Raw genomic sequence first — 17,607 nt, 5'->3', positions numbered from 1 at the left:
ATATTCGTTGGAGAAATGCAGGACGTCAGCAGTTCGCAGATCAGTCCAGCACACCATAAATTTCGGATTCGCTCATGATCAGCAGGTCTTCGCCGTCGATCTTGATGGTGCTGCTGCCGGAATAGGGACCAAAGACAACCTTGTCACCTTCCTTGACGGCCAGTGCGCGCACTTCACCGTTGTCCAGCAGACGCCCGGTACCTACAGCGACTACCACGCCGGTATTTGGCTTTTCTGCGGCCGAGCCAGGCAGAACGATACCGCCAGCGGTTTTAGTTTCTTCTTCGCTGCGACGAACGACGACGCGATCGTGTAACGGACGAATTTTCATCGTGTTTAGTCTCCAATTAGCTTTTAAAAGCCGGCATGCCGGCGTCCCAAGAAAAACAGGCTTTTCAGCCTGACAAACATGCCTGAGCATGTCTTTGTTCAGGGCATGCACCCGATGAAGGGAGCCTGCCAAAACTGGTGAATCCTTAATGGGGCCCTGCAAAACGTTTTCAAGCCCCCGACAGCAAAAAATTTCTGTCCGGGATCACTCGCGATCGATGCGTTGATCCGGATCGGACGGCTCCTTGCGTCCGGCCTCCCACTCACCTTCAATGACGTGGTGCTCGCCGCGTTTCCAGACCGTCGGGCCGCCTGGCTCGCCCGGGCCAGGCCGGTTCCGATTACGCAGCGCGAGTATTATTGCAGGCACCGCCAGGACATCAGTCACTACCCCGGGGATAACCAGCAGCACACCCGCCAGCACGCCCCACATTCCAGACTTGAGAATGGAGAAAGGCGCGCGGTTCTCGGCCATCTGTATCTGCAGACGCTGGAGCATCCCCCAACCCTGGCGCTGAATGACTGCAACCCCGAGTAGCCCGCTTACCAATACCCAGAGCAAGGTAAACCCGACCCCGATCGCCTGACCCAGCAAAATCAGTCCGGCCAGCTCGATCAGTGGAATGAGCAACAACAAAATTCGAATCAGCGGCATGACAGCCTCGCATGAAATGGCAAACAAGCTATATGGGGCTCAATAGCCACGACTTCAACCTGCATCAAAGACCAATCCAGCGTCTTTCATCAGGTCACATCAACCCAGATTACGCGCAAAGGGGAAGAACCCTTCAAGACGCTTGAAATAGAGCCTTCAGAACAGGATCAGCCTGCCGATAACTCGCAGGTCATCATCAAATCTACCGTTCCGCCCGAAGTCTTGTAAGGATATTTCATGGACCTTGTTTCAAATCTCAGCATACGCTCCCGGCTGCTGATAGGAATTCTTCTCCCCGTACTGCTGACCGCGGGGGTTAGCGCCTGGCTCACGTTCAATCAGATCCAGCAGCAGGGAACGGCCGAAGTGGAGCGTCTACGTACCCAACTCATCTCGGCCCACAAGACCGGGCTCAAACAAGTCGTTGATGCAGCGCGAACCGCTATCGAAGAGGTCTATACCGATCCCTACCTGGAAAAGAGCGTGGCTCAAACGGCCGCGCGGGATATCATCCGGTCCATGGGTTTCGGTGAGAATAACTATATATATGCGTGGACATACGATTCCTACAATCTTGCCTTTCGCCCGAAGCCCAGCGCAGAAGGCCCGTCGCGCGACTCGACGCCAGCACGCAAGGAGTTACTGCGCAATCTGATCTCAAGCGGACGCAGCGGACAAGGTTTCCATGAGTACGTCTGGCCCAATCCGGCCACCAACCAGCCGGAGCCGAAGATCTCCTATTCAATCGACCTGCCGGAATGGGAATGGGTAATCGGAGCGGGTATTTACGTCACCGACGTCGACAAGGCGGTCAGCGCGGCACAGCAGGAAATAGAAGCGAACATCGCGGCGGCGCTCAGCCGCATCCTGTGGATAACGCTATTTATTGTTGGCGTTGCAATCCTGCTTGGGATCTTCATCGGTCGCACCGTCACCCGCCCGCTCGCCAGTGCTACGCGCATGATGCAGGAAATCGCCGAAGGTGATGGCGACCTGACTCAACGTCTGCCTGCGCATGGCAACGACGAGCTGAGCGAGCTGGGACGTCAATTCAACGCCTTCGTCGCAAAAATTCAACGGGCCATCACGCAAGTCGGCGAGACCACTGACCAGCTGGCATCCGCTGCGGAAGAACTGAGCCACATCGCGACAGAGACCCAGGCCTCCGTCGAGCTCCAGGGAAGCGAGACCGATCAGATCGCCTCGGCAATCAACGAGATGGCTGCGACTGTCCTTCAAATCGCCGGTAACGCCACGGAGGTCGAAAGCGCTGCGTCCGTTGCAGACGAGCAATCGCGTCTGGGTCGCAACACTGTCCTGTCATCCCAGGATTCGGTCCGGCAGCTGTTTGCCACGTTGCAGGAAAGCGCCCGAATGATCGAAGCACTGGCGGACAAGAGTGATGAAATCCAATCGGTCGTGAACGTTATCCGTGAAGTGACCGAGCAGACCAACCTGCTGGCGCTCAATGCGGCAATCGAGGCGGCACGTGCCGGAGAGATGGGGCGCGGTTTTGCCGTGGTGGCGGACGAGGTGCGACAGCTCGCCAGCCGCAGCGGCGAGTCGGCAACGCAGATCCGCGCCATGATCGAAAGCTACGTGGATGAATCAAAGAAAGCCGCCGATCACATGAAGAGCGCCCAGGCGCAGTCCGAACACACGGTCAGTGCGATCAACGAAGCAGCGGGCTCGCTACAGACTATCGAAGAGTCGGTCGGGATGATTCGCGGTCAGATAATTCAGGTCGCCGCCGCATCCGAACAACAGAGCCATGTCGCCGAGGACATCAATCGCAACGTGGTCAGCATCGTTAACGCCGCAGCACAAAGCTCAACGGGAGTGAGCCAGACGTCCGACGCCAGCAACGAGCTCGCGCGACTGGGTGAAAACCTCAGACAACTGGTATCCCAGTTCAGAGTGCATTGAGCGCCACCGCCTCGTACCGCTCAGGGTTGCACCCCGGCCCTGAGCTGCCTCACCAAGCTGAAGCCCTCCCCGGCTATGGCATCCAATAATAAATGTGATGTAAGTCTCCATTGATTGACTAATGCGGCGTACGCCGCGAAGCTCTCGGGTAGGCTCTTGGCCATTGATGGCCGGACCAGATCACAGTGGAGATAAGGACGTGTCCAAACAGATGTTCCCCAGTGACGTTACGAAAGATCGTCGCTTCGTAGAGTCACTTTCGCGCGGCCTGAATGTGTTGAGGGCGTTCAATGAGGGATCAGTTACCCTCGGCAATCAGGAAATTGCGCGTATTACAGGCTTGCCCAAGGCGACGGTATCGCGCATGACCTTTACCCTGACTAGCCTGGGCTACCTGAGTTACAACGCGCGTCTGGAAAAGTATCAGCTCAGCTCGGGGGTTCTGGCGCTGGGCCATGCATACGTGTCTAACCTGCGCGTGCGCCAACTGGCCCAACCCTACATGGACGAATTTGCCCGATTGAACAATACCTCCGTAGGGCTTACCTGCCGCGACCGTTTCCATATGATCTACGTGGAGAACCGGTTGCCGCCGGAGTCGTCCTTGCTGCGCATGGAGATCGGGTTGAAGCTGCCAATGGCCACAACGGCAGCCGGACGTGCCTATTGCGCGTCATTGGAAGATGAACCGCGAAAAGTGCTGCTGGACGCATTAGCCGAACGCTATGGCGAAGCGCAATGGCCCGAGAAACGTGCAGGACTGGAACGAGCGGTTGCGGAGTATCAACAGTTTGGTTTCTGCCTGTCACTGGGCGACTGGGATCGCAACGTCAATACCGCCGGGGTGCCGATCACCCTCGCAGACGGCAGCACCATGGCCCTGACGTGCGCAGCGCCCTCCTACCTCGTACCACTGGAAAGGATTCGTGACTCGATCGCGCATCAGCTGGTGATTCTGGCCAGCGATATTCAGTCGCTGGCCAGTTGACGACCGCCTGATGGTTCCGGTCCCGGAGCCTGCTTGCGACGACAGGCTCCCATAGTCATCAGGACGCCTGCTTGCGCCACTCCTGTTCCTGGAGCTCACGCCACATCAGTTTTCCAGAAGGCGATTTGGGCAGTTCGCTCATGAACTCGATGATCTCCGGGACCTTATAGGTCGCCATCTCTGCCTTGCACCAGTCCAGAATCTCCTGTTCCGCTGTTGCCCGGTTGGCTTCAGGGCTCAGTACGATACAGGCCTTGACCGTTTCACCACGCTTGGGGTGTGGCGAGGAAATGATGCATACCTCACGCACCAGCGGGTTCTGGTACATCATGCTTTCGACTTCGCTCGGCCACACCTTGAACCCGGAAGCATTGATCATCCGCTTGATCCTGTCGACCATGAAGAAGTAGCCCTCTTCGTCGTAACGCGCCAGATCGCCAGTGCGGAAGAATCGCTTGCCACCCAGCTCGATAAAGGCCGCAGCGGTTTCCTCAGGGCGGTTCCAGTAGCCAACAGTAATCTGCGGACCGTGGCTGACGATTTCACCGGTTTCGCCGGGCCCTTTCTCTTCAAGCGTATCCGGATCAATGATCCGCGAGTCGACATCAAACACCGGAATCCCCAGACACTGCGCCTTTGGATGATCAGGTGGATTGATGTGCGTAGCCGCCATGGTCTCGGACAGACCATAACCTTCTATATAGGACAGACCGGTAAGACGATGCAGCTTCTGGGCAATGGCTTCCGGCATGGCTGCCCCGCCGCCCCCGATATTCTGCAGACTGGAGATGTCATATTGGTCGAGTTCGGGATTGGAAAGGAAATCCACCGCCATGGTGACGATGTTGGCCCAACCCGTTACCCGGTAACGCTCAATCAGTTTGGCCGCCACCGTGCGGTTCCAGCGGGTCATGATCACGCAGGTGGAACCGGTGTAGATCGGGCTGTTCATGGAAGCCTGCATGCCGGTGACATGAAAGAACGGCAAAGTGGACAACTGTACGCTGTCAGCCGTAGCAAGATTCCAGAACGAGCGATGGACTGCGGTGGCCATGACCGCACGATGGACGTGCATGCAGCCCTTGGGGGCACCCGTGGTGCCGGAGCTATAGGGAATCAACGCAAGATCGTCCGGCCCGGCAGTGTGCGGACCCGGCTTGAGCCCGGCGGCGAGTGCTTCTTCCCAGCGCGTTCCGCCTTCGGGCAGCGGTGTTTCGGGCAAGGTCACTTCGGCTGGTAGCTCAAGGTCAGTGGGCTTCTTGAGGAAGCTGCCATAGGCAGACACCACTACGTGCCGAAGGTCGGTATGTTCAACCAGGGGCAATATATGCTCTGCCAGCTCCTGCCCGGCCAGGCAGATCTGAGCGCCGGTATCGGCAATATAATGTTCGAGTTCGGCGTGGCGATTCATCGGATTGACCGGGATCACCACCGCGTCGGCACGCAAGATAGCGTAGTAACTGATGACGTACTGCGGCGAATTCTGCATGTACAGCAGCACCCGATCACCCTTCTTTACGCCTCGCTCCTGCAACCAGCCGGCCAGCGCTTCGACATCCCGGTGTAGCTCGGTGTAGGTGATTGAGGTGTCGTAAAAGATAATCGCGGGATGGTCTGGATACCGCTGGACGGAAATTTCGAGGTTGGTAAAGAGGCTGGTCTGGGGCAGCGTCATGGTTTTGGGCAAGCTTTTCGGCCAAACGCCATAATGTCTCGTAAACATATTATTCTCGTCCTGATAAACGGTAAACCGAACAGCCCGGGGCTGCACAGCGATAGTCACGATGCGATGCAGGCGCTTCCGTCACTTTCGCGGAAGCGCCATGCCAACCAAGGCTCGGACTCGGGCATTGAAACGGATAATTCAGCAGCCAAGCGCTCGGGGGATCCAATTGGACAACTGATCAGTTTCGAAGTCAACGCTACGAAAGTCAGTACCGCATACTAAAACAGTCGCGTCATTTTCGATTTGTGTATGAGAACGCCCTTTTTCGCTCGTCTACCGGTCTCGGGAGCCGGTCCCCGCCTGCATGGATTATTTTCACTACCACGACAAATAACGTGGCGGCGCGCTACCTGCATGAAATCCAGGATGATCTATACTCGATCATGCCCCTCCAGAGAAGCGCAATCGAGCTGTCTCGATCCGGTGAGCAATGAGTATTGCAATCGCCCTTTCGTGTGTTAAATTTAAAAACCGAACTCATTGTGCAGACTACAGTTCTGCACAGCGAAATGTATAACAGAACAACAATGAGGCACGAGATGTTAACGAACCTGCGAAAGAAACTGGGCACCATTGCGGCAGCTGTCGCCCTGGCCACCTCAGCCACTCTATCCCCCTCCGTCGCCTCTGCGGCAGAATCCACGACCTGGCGTGTGCAGTCTCACTGGCCGGGCGCGAGCACGTCTTACCAAGACAGTCTGGTCCGGCTGAAAGATGTTCTTGAAGAACGCTCTGATGGCAGGCTGAAGCTGCAGCTTTTCGAAGCTGGCGCATTGTTCAGCGCCCAGGAGACCTTCAACGCGGTCAGCCGCGGCATTGTCGACATGGGTACTATCTCGCCCTCTTACGCACAGAACAAAATCAGCCTGGCCGGCATCGCCTCGGGCCTGCCTTTTGCTTTCCGCAACGTCTGGGAGGCAGCCTATTTCCACCAGGCCCTGGGCTTTGAAGAGATGCTGCGGGCCGAAGCAGCAGAGCACAACGTGTACTGGGCCACGGACAAGGTGTATCCCACCGAGATGGTTCTCAAGCGCCCGGTCAACAGCATGGAAGATTTCAAGGGCCTGAAGATCCGCTCCTCCGGCTCGCTGCAGACCTTCCTCACGGACGCAGGCGCGGCTGCATCCTATATTCCAGGCAGCGAACTCTACTCCGCACTGGACGCGGGGATTGTCGATGGTGCGCATTGGGGCGCTTCACAGGGCGCGGACAGCATGGCTCTCTATGAAGTCGCCAAGCATCACGTCAAGCCTGCCCTGAATATCGCCGGCACTGATGTGTTCGTTGTCAGCCAGCGGTCACTCGACAAGTTGCCGGAGGACCTGCAACAGATCGTTAAACAGGCACTTGAAGAGCAGTTCTGGTTCCGTACCAACGAATACCAGTACCAGGAACGCGTAACCCTGGCCAACGCCATTGCGAACAAGGGCGTGCAGGTCAACACTCTGCCTGAAGAAGTACAGAACCACCTGACCCAGGCTGCCATGAAGCAATGGGACAAGGAAGGTGAGCGTAGCGATAACACCAAGAAAGCCCTGAGCATGCTCAAGGAATTCCTCGGCGAACTCGGCTACCTGTAAATTTCCAGCGATACCGCCCGGAGCCGTTCTGGCTCCGGGTCTTCCAATTGAGCCATAGCGGTATGCCCGGAGGGTGTGATGCGTGCAATCACTGCATTCATGAATGGCGTTACCAGACTGAATGACGTAATCGGCCGAATGGTTGCCTATCTGGTGCTGCCGATTTTTGCGTTTCTGATTCTCGAAGTTTTTCTGCGCTACCTGTTCAATTCGCCCACCGTATGGACCAATGAACTGACGCAGATGCTGTTCGGTGCCTATGCGGTGCTTTCAGGCGGTTATCTTCTCGCACACCGCGGCCACGTGAACGTCGACCTGTTTCACTCACAGCTCAAACCCAGAGCACGGGCAGTTGTGGACATTATTGGCTCCATCATCTTTTTCATTTTTGTCCTGGCGCTGCTGTATTTCGGTTACGAAATGGCGCAGGAATCCGTCAGCAGCTGGGAAACGTCCTACTCCGCATGGAACCCTCCCATCTGGCCAATCAAGGTGGCCATTCCGGTCGGCGCGACACTGCTTCTGTTACAGGGCATCGTCAAACTGCTGCAGGACATCGCTATCGCACTGAACCTGGATTATTACAAGCCTGAACAAGGCGAAACGGGAGATGAGTTGTGAGTATTGAAGCCCTGACTCTATTGTTCTTCGGTGCGCTGCTGCTCGGTATTTTCATGGGCATTCCGCTGGTATTCGTGCTGGGCGGCGTCTCCGTTGTCTTTCTGTATTTCACCTGGGGGATTGATTCCTTTTACATGGTGGCGTCGCAGATCTACGGCACCATGGGCAGCTTCACGCTGGTTGCAATTCCCTTGTTTGTCTTCATGGCAATGATTCTCGAACGAACCGGCGTTGCCCGGGACCTTTACCGCATGATGCACCTGTGGTGCGGTGGCATGCGCGGCGGCCTGGCGATCGGTACGCTGGGCATCTGCGCGGTCTTCGCCGCCATGGTCGGCATCAGCGGTGCCGCGGTTGTTGCCATGGGCACCATTGCCCTGCCTTCCATGCTCGAACGCGGCTATGACAAGCGTATGGTACTGGGGGTGATCAACACCGGTGGCGGCTGGGGTGTATTGATCCCACCGAGCATCATGATGATCCTCTACGCACTGATCTCCGGCGTCTCGGTGGGCAAGATGTTCGCGGCCGGCATCCTGCCCGGCCTGGTACTGATCACCGTCACTGTGCTTTACGTTCTGATCCGCTGTTATATGCAACCGCACCTGGCGCCTGCCCTGCCTGAGTCCGAGCGTGGAAGCTGGCCGGACAAGTTCAAAGCCGTGCGCTCGGTAGTCTTGCCGGTATTCGTTGTGGTGATGGTCATGGGCTCGATCATCGGCGGCCTGACTACCCCGACCGAAGCCGCGGCGATGGGCGTACTGGGCGCGCTGATTTCAGCTGCCGTTTATCGGCAGCTGAACATGAACCTGATCCGGGAGGCCTCGATCCGTACTTTCAAGCTGACCGGCATGATCGTGTGGATTCTGTTTGCGGCCCACGCATTCAGTTCGGCCTATCAGAGCATGGGTGCGCATCAGCTTATAGAAAGCTTCATGCACATGATTCCAGGCGGCCCCTGGGGCATCATCATCGCCATGATGGTGATCGTGTTCCTGCTGGGGATGGTGCTTGATCCTGTCGGCATCATGCTGATCACCCTGCCGGTGTTCCTGCCGATTGTCGACTCGCTCGGGTTCGACCCGATCTGGTTCGGCATCCTGTTCGTGATCAACATGGAAATCGGCTACATGACGCCGCCCTTCGGCTTCAATCTGTTCTACCTCAAGGGCATTGTGCCGCCGGGTATCACCATGAAGGATATCTACGCCTCGGTTATCCCCTTCGTGCTGGTGCAGATAGTGGGCCTGATCATCCTGATGATCTTCCCCGAGATCGTGACCTTCCTGCCGGATCTCTGGTTCTAGGGTTAATGCCCGCCTGCGCCCCGATATCCGGGTCGCAGGCAGCTTTCCTTATACATCTCCCCTCCCGCTTATCACTGCCTCTCAATAGCGCCTGCCATCCGCATCAACACGTCTCGAGCGCAGGTCTGTCTGGTCCAGTGCCAGCTGCCGCGAGGCGACAGGGCTGCGCCGACACGCTGCAAGTACGTCCCTGTAAGCTCGTCGATGACATCCCTGTCATCGGACGGTCGGCTCAGACCTGTTGCCTCGCTTCGCACGAACATTGGAGCTGCCTGATAGGAAGACAGAGAGCGGTTCTGATCTCCACCTCACGCAGATGTTTATTCAAGCCCGCCGGCTGANCTCCACCTCACGCAGATGTTTATTCAAGCCCGCCGGCTGACAGGGTGAAGCAAGTGTTGAAAACAGGGATGTTTTCACCAAGCCTCCAAGGACGGATTCACGGCGTCTTGCGCAATCCCTGCCAGCCGGCGGGTGACCGCCTCGGAATTAGTCCACACGCGGACAAAAAAAAACTGAGCCCGGTATATACCGGGCTCAGGTCCTGGACTTGCTCTCCCCATTGATCGCGAGCTGAAGAGCAACTAATACCTTGTCGTAGCTAAGCTACGAAGTTCGAACTATCAGTAGTCGAACTTGGCAGACGCCATGACTTGCTCATATTGGTTGGAGCCAGAATCATTGATTATGCCGAAGTCCCAATAGGCATATTCCAGACCAAGAGTGATGGTGTCAGTCGCCGCGTACAGCAGGTTGAGATGCGCTGACGAAGAACGATCAAAGTAACGCCCCAGTTCTGCTGAATCTGTATCGGTTACCATTTCCAGCTGCGACAGACTCAGGTTCGAGCGCCACTTGGGTGACCAGTGTCTCTGATAAGCAACTGTTGCACCGTAAGAAACCGCAGGAGTCAACTGACCATAGTCGGTGCTAATCACTTCGCCTTCAGCGTCACGAATCTGAACGTCAGTCGACAAGATATCCGCAAAGGTTCTCAGCCCAGCGTAACGGCCCAAGGCACCGTAGCTGTACTGGAGCTTCAGATTGTCCTTGCCGACGGTCGGAATGCGCGCAGAAAGAGAGAAAGCCCCTTGTAAGGAACGGTCATCTACGGAGTCTTTCTCCAGTGTGCGCGCCATCCCGGCGAGAGCAAACACACCGTAATCATTCTTGACCTGATAGCGCAGCACTACGTCAGGATACGCCTGATCGTTACCGCCATCTTCAGGGTTTTCGATTGCGGCAAACAGACGGCCACCGGGGACATCCATGCCATAGCGCAGCAGCGGCTGACGCGCATAGATAAAGGAAGCCATCTTGCCCTGGTTCAGAATCTCCGGCACGGCAGCCAGCTCACTGAAGGTGGTGACATCCTGACCCACGGTCCAGTCCGCCCATTGCGCATAAGCCAGACGCACCCGCGGGTTGTAGCTGTTGGAAACGAACTCGTTGGCGCCGTCTTCAGAGCCGTGGAAGTCCATCTCGATATAGGTAATCAGGTCGTGGCCGTTAACGTCTGCAGTGCGTGTACCGAGACCAATACGGCTCTCGCGGATACTGGAGCCAAACCGCCATTCATCTGCGTTTTCCGAGGCTGCATAGCTGGCGAAATTGGCTGCCTGCCCGAGCGTACGGTTATTCGCGCTGCCGTCGCCACCTGAGGCAACCACCGCATCCGCCTTGATGAAGCCGCCAACGGTGACTGTTGTATTGCCTATCTTGACACCCTTGCCATCGCGCACGAGGTACTCGGTGTCTGCCTTGAGCGTCTCATTGCGCGGATCATCACGGGTCGATGCCAGCTGTGCACGGGCTTCACGCGCCTCTGCACGCGCCTGAGAGGCGTCTTCGCGAGCCTGGGCGGCGTCAGCTTCGGCACGCGCGGTGCTTTCTTCAATCCGGGCTTCCAGGGCCTTCAATTGGCGACGCAGTTCCTCGATTTCGGAATTCTGCGCCAGGGCTGGAGCAGCTCCCAGCAACAGCGCTGGAAGACTCAGGCAGGCGATAGCCCTGGCCAATGGCTTGGGGGCGAACAACGTCTTTGTTGTTTTCATTGCGACCTCATTGTGATTGTTGATGACGACCCTACCGATAGAACCGGTTGATAGTTTCGCTGTGCAGAACTACAAGATATTATTGTTTCATCTTGCAGTATATGTTTCCGCGCTGAATATAGTTAATACGGAGATGATCAACAAGCATAAAAATGAATTTTACAAAGCAACTCAGGCCTTTTACCTACCGGTCCGAGCAGTTCGCAGGGCGGCACATGGTAAATATCCGGCCCACTTTTAAACAGATAGACGAAAGTCCCACGACACAAAGGCTATCCCGTACCGAAGTCAGGCTCGGGATATCCATCGTTCACTCTGGTAGAAAAATGGTGCATTCTTCGCGGGCTAGACAGGACGACCAGCCGAACACTGCGCATCAGGAGGGGCAAGATAGGACTGCCCGGACCGCCTGCTTGAGCGAATCCGGCGATATGATCGACGTCCGACCGAGCGGCGACGCGAGTGAACCGCTCGCTTCAAACACACCAACAGGGGATATACGGAATGCAACTGAAAGACAGCGTTATTATCGTCACCGGCGGCGGCCAGGGGCTCGGTCGGGCAATGGCCGAATACCTGGCTTCACAGGGCGCGCGGCTGGCTCTGGTCGATCTCGGTCAGGAGCGGCTGGACGAAGCAGTCGCTGCTTGCAAAACTGCGGGGGGTGACGCCCGCGGATATGTCTGCAATGTCGCCAACGAAGACCAGGTCAGCGCCATGGTGAACCAGGTCGCAACCGACTTTGGCGCCATCAACGGCTTGATCAACAACGCGGGCATTCTGCGTGACGGTCTCCTGCTTAAGCAGAAGGACGGCGAGATTCAGAAAATGAGCCTGGCTCAGTGGCAATCGGTTATCGACGTCAACCTGACCGGCGTATTCCTGAGCACGCGCGAGGTCGCGGCCAAGATGATCGAACTCGGCAGCAAAGGCCTGATCATCAATATCTCGTCCATCTCGCGGGCGGGCAATGTCGGCCAGACCAACTACTCTGCAGCCAAGGCCGGTGTGGCTGCAATGACCGTTAGCTGGGCGAAAGAACTGGCCCGCTACGGCATCCGCGTAGCAGGGATCGCGCCGGGCTTCATCGAAACCGAGATGACCGCCGGCATGAAACCCGAAGCACTGGAAAAGATGACAGCAGGCATCCCGCTAAAGCGCATGGGACGGCCAGAGGAAATCGCTCACTCCGCCGCTTATCTGTTTGAGAACGACTACTTTACCGGTCGTATTCTTGAGCTGGACGGCGGACTGCGTCTCTAACAGGCTGTTCCACCGTCGGGCCGGCAACGCCGGCCTTACCAGCTAACGCCAAATCCCACCCTGTAGCGCTTTTCGTTCAACGCCTGCTCGGCATTGTCACTCTCGATATAATCCCACTCGCTCAGCAAGCTCAGCGACGCCCAGCTGTTGACCATATAGCGGATACCCAATTCGGTATCGACAATATATTTAACGTCCGGATCATCCGGGACCTGGGTTTCGGTGTTATGAAACACCTCTACCCGCTTGCCGAACATGAACCTGCGGTAGTCGTATTCCAGACCCAGAGCTTCAAACTCACTCTCCGCTCCGCTGCGTTCCTTCAAGCGCAGATGATCGAGGCGAGCTGAGGTTTCGAAGCGCGACAGCGTTGTATTCCACCACTCATAACCCGGACCGGTACCGATTTGAGCCCGGCGGGCGATATCGCCGATATGGTCCCGCTCGTAGTCAAGACTGGTCTGCCAGAACCACTGCTCACCAAAGAACCAGCTCAGGTCATACTCGGTCTGTAATATGTGCCGGCTGCGTACGTCGTCCCGGTAGTCGCGTTCGAAGTTGGCGGCCAGATCGTGACGCCAATCGCCGTGTCGCGCACGGGTATTGAAGCGGAACGCCAGATCTTCCTCTTCCTGCGAGGCATCTTTCATGTCGAAGGAAAGGTCAGCGTTGCCCTCAAGCAGCCAATCCTGAATAAACGGTTGCGGCTCCATGAGCTGGCTGATGTCAGCCAATGGCATGTCGATCGGTTCAGGCAGGCCGTTGAAAACCAGCACATTGCCATCCGTTTCAGACGTTTTGATCGCAAGGGCCCGCTCAGCCTGGTCCTCTGTCTTGACCAGCATTGGCGTTGTGGTTTCCATCGTACGGATGCGGCCGACCTTGACCGTTACCTCACCTGCGAATTCGGTTCTAATAACGAGACGGCCCCGATCCAGCAGTTCGATCTTTCCGGTCAGCCTGTCGCCGTTATCCAGCCAGACAGTGTCAGCGATCGAAACCATTGGAAAACACAACAGAAAAGCAGCGGTATAGCGGCAGAATAACATCACAATAGCCTTAAAATAGGGCGTAAAAAGGCGTCATTATCCATGAATGAGAATCGATTGCCAGCGAACTCGATCAACGGAAATTCGGCTGAGGAGTTCCTCACAGCCCAGCAAAATTTCTGGCAGATACTCGCCACGATCCCACCCGGCCGCGTCACTAGCTACGGCCGGCTGGCTCAGCTTGCAGGCCTGGGCCGAGGTGCCCGCCTGGTAGCGCGCTGGCTGGCACAACTGCCGGAAGGCAGCAGTCTGCCCTGGCACAGGGTAGTCAACAGTCGGGGGCAGCTGTCACTATCGCCCTGCTCTCCAGCCGGAGTGGAGCAACGGCACCGCCTGCAAAGCGAAGGTGTGCCAATCATCAACCACCGGGTCAACATGGCACGCTTCGGCTGGCCTGAATCACCTGAACAACCACAGGATTTACATGAGTAACTTTCCGGCCGAGCGCGCCGAGCCCCCCCGCGAAGGCTTGCGCGTCTACCTCAAGCCCCGCGTACTTGGCATGCTGTTTCTTGGCTTCTCTGCAGGTTTGCCACTGTTGCTGGTCGGTGGCACGTTCAGCGCCTGGTTGAAAGACATCGGTGTGGAACTGGCCGCCATCGGCTTTCTGAGCTGGGTCGGCATGGCCCATTCCATCAAGGTACTGTGGGCACCCTTTATCGACCGCGCTGCGCTACCCTTATTGACGAGTTGGTTCGGGCGACGCCGCGCCTGGATGTTACTGGCGCAGTGCATTATCGCGGCCGGACTGTTCGGCATGGCAGTTACCGACCCACGCGATAATCTGCAGTTCGTCGCGTTTTGCGCCGTACTGGTGGCCTTCGGCTCGGCTACTCAGGACGTGGCCATCGATGCCTACCGCGTTGAGGCCGAAGCCAAACATCGCCAGGCAGCAATGGCGGCGACCTACGTGACCGGGTATCGCGTCGCACTGTTGATAGCCGGCGCCGGGGCCTTGCATCTGGCCAATATGGATAGCTGGACACTCGCCTATGGCGGCATGGCCTTGCTGATGGGTGTCGGGGTGATCACCACCCTGATCATTTCCGAGCCGGAGGTCGAGGTCACGCAAAGCACTTATGCATTGGAACAACGCGTCCAGGACTACCTCGCCAACACCGTGCACCAGGGCTGGCGACGCGATATGACGGCCTGGTTCATAGGTGCGATGGTCTGCCCTTTCGCTGAATTCTTTCAACGCTACGGCAAGGTCGCGTTGCTGATACTGGCCTTCATCGCCACCTTTCGTATCAGCGATATATTCATGGGCGTCATGGCGAATCCCTTCTATCTGGATCTGGGATTCAGCAAGGCGGAAATAGCCAATATTGCCGCTGCCTTTGGCTTGGGGATGACCCTGTTAGGAGCAGCCCTGGGCGGTTTGCTGGTCGCTCGCTATGGCATCGCCCCGATTATGCTGCTGACGGCTTTCATGGCGCCTGCGACCAACCTGACTTTCGCCTGGCTGGCATTTATCGGACCGGAAACCTATGGGCTGGTGCTGGCCATCGTTGCCGACAACATTACCGGCGGGCTGGCCGTATCGGTGTTCATCGCCTATCTGTCCAGCCTGACCAATACCGCCTACACCGCGACGCAATACGCATTGTTCAGCTCGCTGATGACGCTGCCCGGCCAGTTTGCTGCAGGCTTCACCGGATTGCTGGCGGCAAACGTCGGCTGGGTGAGCTTCTTCGTACTGACTGCGTTCACAGGCGTACCGGCGATTATTCTGGCCGCACTACTGATCAGAAAGGCACATCCAGACACATTACGACGACCGGGAATCGATTGAAGCAAGCAGAGGGGAATCAGAAAAGGGAAAAGCGACAGGTCACTAACAAAAACAAGCGGCGCCTGGACAGGCGCCGCTTTAGGGGTACATCAGAAGTTGTAACCGAGACCAACGCTGTAGAAGAGCGCACCGTCATCATAACGGTCATCCACATCGCTGGCGCTTTCAAACAGGAACTGATACTCGACCATACCTGTTACAAAAGTGTTTTCGTTCAGCCAGTGCTTGTAACCCACTTCCGGGCCGCCCATAAAGGTTTCGTCAACATTCTCGCCGTAAATGCCGCCCAGACTGACGCCGACAAAGGGCCGACCGTTACCGCTGCCGAAATGGTAGTCATAGAATACCCGGGTGGAACCATCAAACTGAACGCTTTCGCCTTCGGAGTCGCTGGCGTTTACAGTCTGCCGTATACCCCACAGGGAGGACTCGCTGAGGTACTGACCCCAGCTACCCTGCACGGACAGGATGGAGGCGTCGAAATCCTTATCACTGCTGCCTGCGCCGCTCAAGGTCATTTCCTGATCCCCGGCCGACGGCTGGGCGAGCGCAACTGCCGGCACCATCGCAGCAAGAAGCATTGAGGTTTTGAAGAGTTTTTTCATGTCTCTGCCCTATGTTCAGTAATGTTGAATTTCGCAGCGAAATCCACTGCGTGTATTAACTGACAAGCAGACCAGCGACCTGTTCATATTTTTTTGAGGATTGGCACGGTTGGTCATCGGGTTAGCCATCACTCCTCAGGTGAAGTATGAAGAAAGACGACCTCGGAACTGACTCAGCGCACGACCACAGTTCACAAAACGGCCGACTTCGAGACAAACAAAAGCCCGGACAAGCCGGGCCGGTGTTACCCCATAAACTACAAGCCGGATGACGATCAGTCTGCTGCTTCAGCGGGCGCTGCAGTCGGCGTCATCACGTGCAAGGTGCGCTGGGGGAATGGAATAGTGATGCCTTCGCGATCGAAATGCTCCTTGGCGAGCTCCTGGATGTCCCAGAACACGCCCCAGTAGTCGGCATTTTTCGTCCACATACGCAGCGAAAGGTTGACCGAGCTCTCGCCCAGAGAGACTAACCAGACCGCCGCCTCAGGCTCCTTCAGTACCCGTTCGTCGGCAGAAGCCAGGTCCAGCAGGATCTTCCTGGCCTGTTTCACGTCGTCGTCATAACCAATGCCAATATTCAGGTCAACGCGGCGTGTCGGCTGGCGGGAATAGTTAACGATGTTGCCGTTGGAAAGACTGCCGTTCGGTACGATTATCGTTTTGTTGTCAGCCGTTTTGAGCACAGTATGAAAGATCTGAATGCTGTCCACCGTACCCATTACGCCCTGGGCCTCGATGAATTCACCTGCGCGAAACGGCCTCAATATGATAATCAGCATGCCGCCGGCAAAATTGGCCAGGCTGCCCTGCAAGGCCAGACCCACCGCCAGACCTGCCGCACCAATCAGCGCAATGAAAGATGTCGTTTCGATACCGATCATGCCTGCGACGCTGATCAGCAACAGAACCTTCAAGCCAATCCCAACCAGCGCACCGATGAAGCCATGTAGCGTCCGATCGATTTTTCGTTTTTCCATCAGCGCCTGGATGCCGGCAGTCACGCGTCCGATAATCCACCAGCCGACGAGTAGCGTGATCAACGCCAGCAGCACCTGACTGCCATATTGCACAACCAGCGGGAGCCAGGCGTCCTGAAGCTCTTCGAACTGGATAATCATGTCGTCCATCAAAACGAATCCTTAGGGTTAGGTATTGATCAATCGCGGAAATTATTGAACTGCAACGGGAGGTCCAGCGTGGTTCCCTTGAGCAGGGCCATGGTTTGCTGCAAGTCGTCCCGTTTCTTCCCGGTAATACGCACTTGCTCACCCTGAATGGCAGCCTGGACCTTGATTTTGGACTCTTTCACCAATGCAACGATTTTTTTCGCCATTTCCTTATCGATGCCCTCTCGCAGGATAACGTCCTGCTTGACCTGCTTCCCTGACGCGAAATGCGGTTTGATTTCCATGCACTTGATATCGATCTTGCGCTTGGTCAGGTTCATCTTGAGGATCTCCAGCATCTGCTCCAGCTGGAACTCCGCATCGGCGGTGATATTGACCGTCAGGTCCTTCTCGCGAAACTCGAAATCCCCTTTGCCTCGCAGGTCGTAGCGGCGGTCCAGCTCTTTCATGGCGTTGTCTATAGCATTAGTGACCTCATGCTTGTCCAATTCGGACACGACATCAAAAGACGGCATTTTTACCTCGAATAAATGTGATTTTTATGACATAACGGGCCGAACAACGGATATGCTCTCATG

General features: G+C 56.5%; 15 protein-coding genes and 2 pseudogenes. 9 read left to right on the top strand and 8 right to left on the bottom strand.

The genetic code is table 11. The annotated features are described in order from the left end of the window. Positions 1–40: 40 nt before the first annotated feature. Together FZE95_RS10405 and FZE95_RS10400 are read right to left on the bottom strand one after the other, a co-directional pair. On the bottom strand, positions 41–331 hold the full coding sequence (locus FZE95_RS10405; protein ID WP_150300813.1) for a co-chaperone GroES: 291 nt from the start codon (positions 329–331) through the stop codon (positions 41–43). A gap of 204 nt (positions 332–535) precedes the next feature. Then, on the bottom strand, positions 536–985 hold the full coding sequence (locus tag FZE95_RS10400; protein ID WP_150300812.1) for an FxsA family protein: 450 nt from the start codon (positions 983–985) through the stop codon (positions 536–538). Between the two features lie 237 nt (positions 986–1,222). Here FZE95_RS10400 and FZE95_RS20185 point away from each other — a divergent pair. From FZE95_RS20185 to FZE95_RS10390, 3 genes and pseudogenes are all read left to right on the top strand, one after another. Next, positions 1,223–2,050 (top strand): annotated as a pseudogene (locus FZE95_RS20185) (cache domain-containing protein); the annotation flags it as partial. Between the two features lie 342 nt (positions 2,051–2,392). Further along, a pseudogene (locus tag FZE95_RS20180) lies at positions 2,393–2,911 on the top strand (methyl-accepting chemotaxis protein); the annotation flags it as partial. Positions 2,912–3,110: 199 nt separating this feature from the next. Further along, positions 3,111–3,899 carry an IclR family transcriptional regulator gene (locus FZE95_RS10390; protein WP_397387126.1) on the top strand — a complete coding sequence of 263 codons (789 nt, stop codon included), beginning with the start codon at positions 3,111–3,113 and terminating at the stop codon, positions 3,897–3,899. Between the two features lie 58 nt (positions 3,900–3,957). Here the strand turns inward: FZE95_RS10390 and FZE95_RS10385 are convergent, their stop codons facing one another. Further along, positions 3,958–5,622 carry a long-chain fatty acid--CoA ligase gene (locus FZE95_RS10385; protein WP_150300809.1) on the bottom strand — a complete coding sequence of 555 codons (1,665 nt, stop codon included), beginning with the start codon at positions 5,620–5,622 and terminating at the stop codon, positions 3,958–3,960. 542 nt (positions 5,623–6,164) lie between these two features. Between FZE95_RS10385 and dctP the strand changes: the two genes are divergently transcribed. The 3 genes from dctP to FZE95_RS10370 all read left to right on the top strand — a co-directional run bounded on the left by dctP (position 6,165) and on the right by FZE95_RS10370 (position 9,133). After that, entirely contained in the window at positions 6,165–7,205 is a 1,041-nt protein-coding gene (gene dctP / locus FZE95_RS10380) for a TRAP transporter substrate-binding protein DctP (protein ID WP_150300808.1), read from the top strand. Between the two features lie 78 nt (positions 7,206–7,283). Continuing rightward, entirely contained in the window at positions 7,284–7,826 is a 543-nt protein-coding gene (locus FZE95_RS10375) for a TRAP transporter small permease subunit (RefSeq protein WP_150300807.1), read from the top strand. After that, on the top strand, positions 7,823–9,133 hold the full coding sequence (locus FZE95_RS10370) for a TRAP transporter large permease (protein WP_150300806.1): 1,311 nt from the start codon (positions 7,823–7,825) through the stop codon (positions 9,131–9,133). The genes FZE95_RS10375 and FZE95_RS10370 overlap by 4 nt, the downstream gene beginning before the upstream one ends. 623 nt (positions 9,134–9,756) lie before the next feature. Here FZE95_RS10370 and FZE95_RS10365 read toward each other — a convergent pair. Beyond that, positions 9,757–11,187 (bottom strand): DcaP family trimeric outer membrane transporter, encoded by a 1,431-nt coding sequence (locus tag FZE95_RS10365; protein WP_150300805.1) that lies wholly within the window; start codon positions 11,185–11,187, stop codon positions 9,757–9,759. A gap of 504 nt (positions 11,188–11,691) precedes the next feature. Between FZE95_RS10365 and FZE95_RS10360 the strand changes: the two genes are divergently transcribed. After that, the gene (locus tag FZE95_RS10360; protein ID WP_150300804.1) at positions 11,692–12,450 is read left to right on the top strand and encodes an SDR family oxidoreductase; all 759 of its coding nucleotides are present in this window, start codon (positions 11,692–11,694) and stop codon (positions 12,448–12,450) included. Between the two features lie 35 nt (positions 12,451–12,485). Here the strand turns inward: FZE95_RS10360 and FZE95_RS10355 are convergent, their stop codons facing one another. After that, entirely contained in the window at positions 12,486–13,454 is a 969-nt protein-coding gene (locus tag FZE95_RS10355) for a DUF481 domain-containing protein (RefSeq protein WP_163982836.1), read from the bottom strand. A gap of 87 nt (positions 13,455–13,541) precedes the next feature. On the opposite strand from FZE95_RS10355, the gene FZE95_RS10350 reads away from it, so the two are divergent. After that, entirely contained in the window at positions 13,542–13,931 is a 390-nt protein-coding gene (locus tag FZE95_RS10350) for an MGMT family protein (RefSeq protein WP_150300802.1), read from the top strand. Further along, positions 13,924–15,294 carry an AmpG family muropeptide MFS transporter gene (locus tag FZE95_RS10345; RefSeq protein WP_150300801.1) on the top strand — a complete coding sequence of 457 codons (1,371 nt, stop codon included), beginning with the start codon at positions 13,924–13,926 and terminating at the stop codon, positions 15,292–15,294. Before FZE95_RS10350 ends, FZE95_RS10345 begins: the two co-directional genes overlap by 8 nt. A gap of 89 nt (positions 15,295–15,383) precedes the next feature. Here the strand turns inward: FZE95_RS10345 and FZE95_RS10340 are convergent, their stop codons facing one another. From FZE95_RS10340 to FZE95_RS10330, 3 genes are all read right to left on the bottom strand, one after another. Beyond that, positions 15,384–15,899, bottom strand: a complete 516-nt coding sequence (locus FZE95_RS10340; RefSeq protein ID WP_178100963.1) for a hypothetical protein — start codon at positions 15,897–15,899, stop codon at positions 15,384–15,386. A gap of 275 nt (positions 15,900–16,174) precedes the next feature. After that, positions 16,175–17,029 carry a mechanosensitive ion channel family protein gene (locus FZE95_RS10335; protein WP_150300800.1) on the bottom strand — a complete coding sequence of 285 codons (855 nt, stop codon included), beginning with the start codon at positions 17,027–17,029 and terminating at the stop codon, positions 16,175–16,177. A 29-nt stretch (positions 17,030–17,058) separates the two neighbouring features. Next, the gene (locus FZE95_RS10330) at positions 17,059–17,544 is read right to left on the bottom strand and encodes a YajQ family cyclic di-GMP-binding protein (protein ID WP_150300799.1); all 486 of its coding nucleotides are present in this window, start codon (positions 17,542–17,544) and stop codon (positions 17,059–17,061) included. Positions 17,545–17,607: the final 63 nt, after the last annotated feature.

It is taken from the genome of Pseudomonas profundi, from assembly GCF_008638305.1.
Lineage (GTDB): Bacteria > Pseudomonadota > Gammaproteobacteria > Pseudomonadales > Pseudomonadaceae > Halopseudomonas > Halopseudomonas profundi.
Note: the sequence above shows the minus strand (reverse complement) of the source record. Positions and strands in the feature narration are given on the sequence as shown.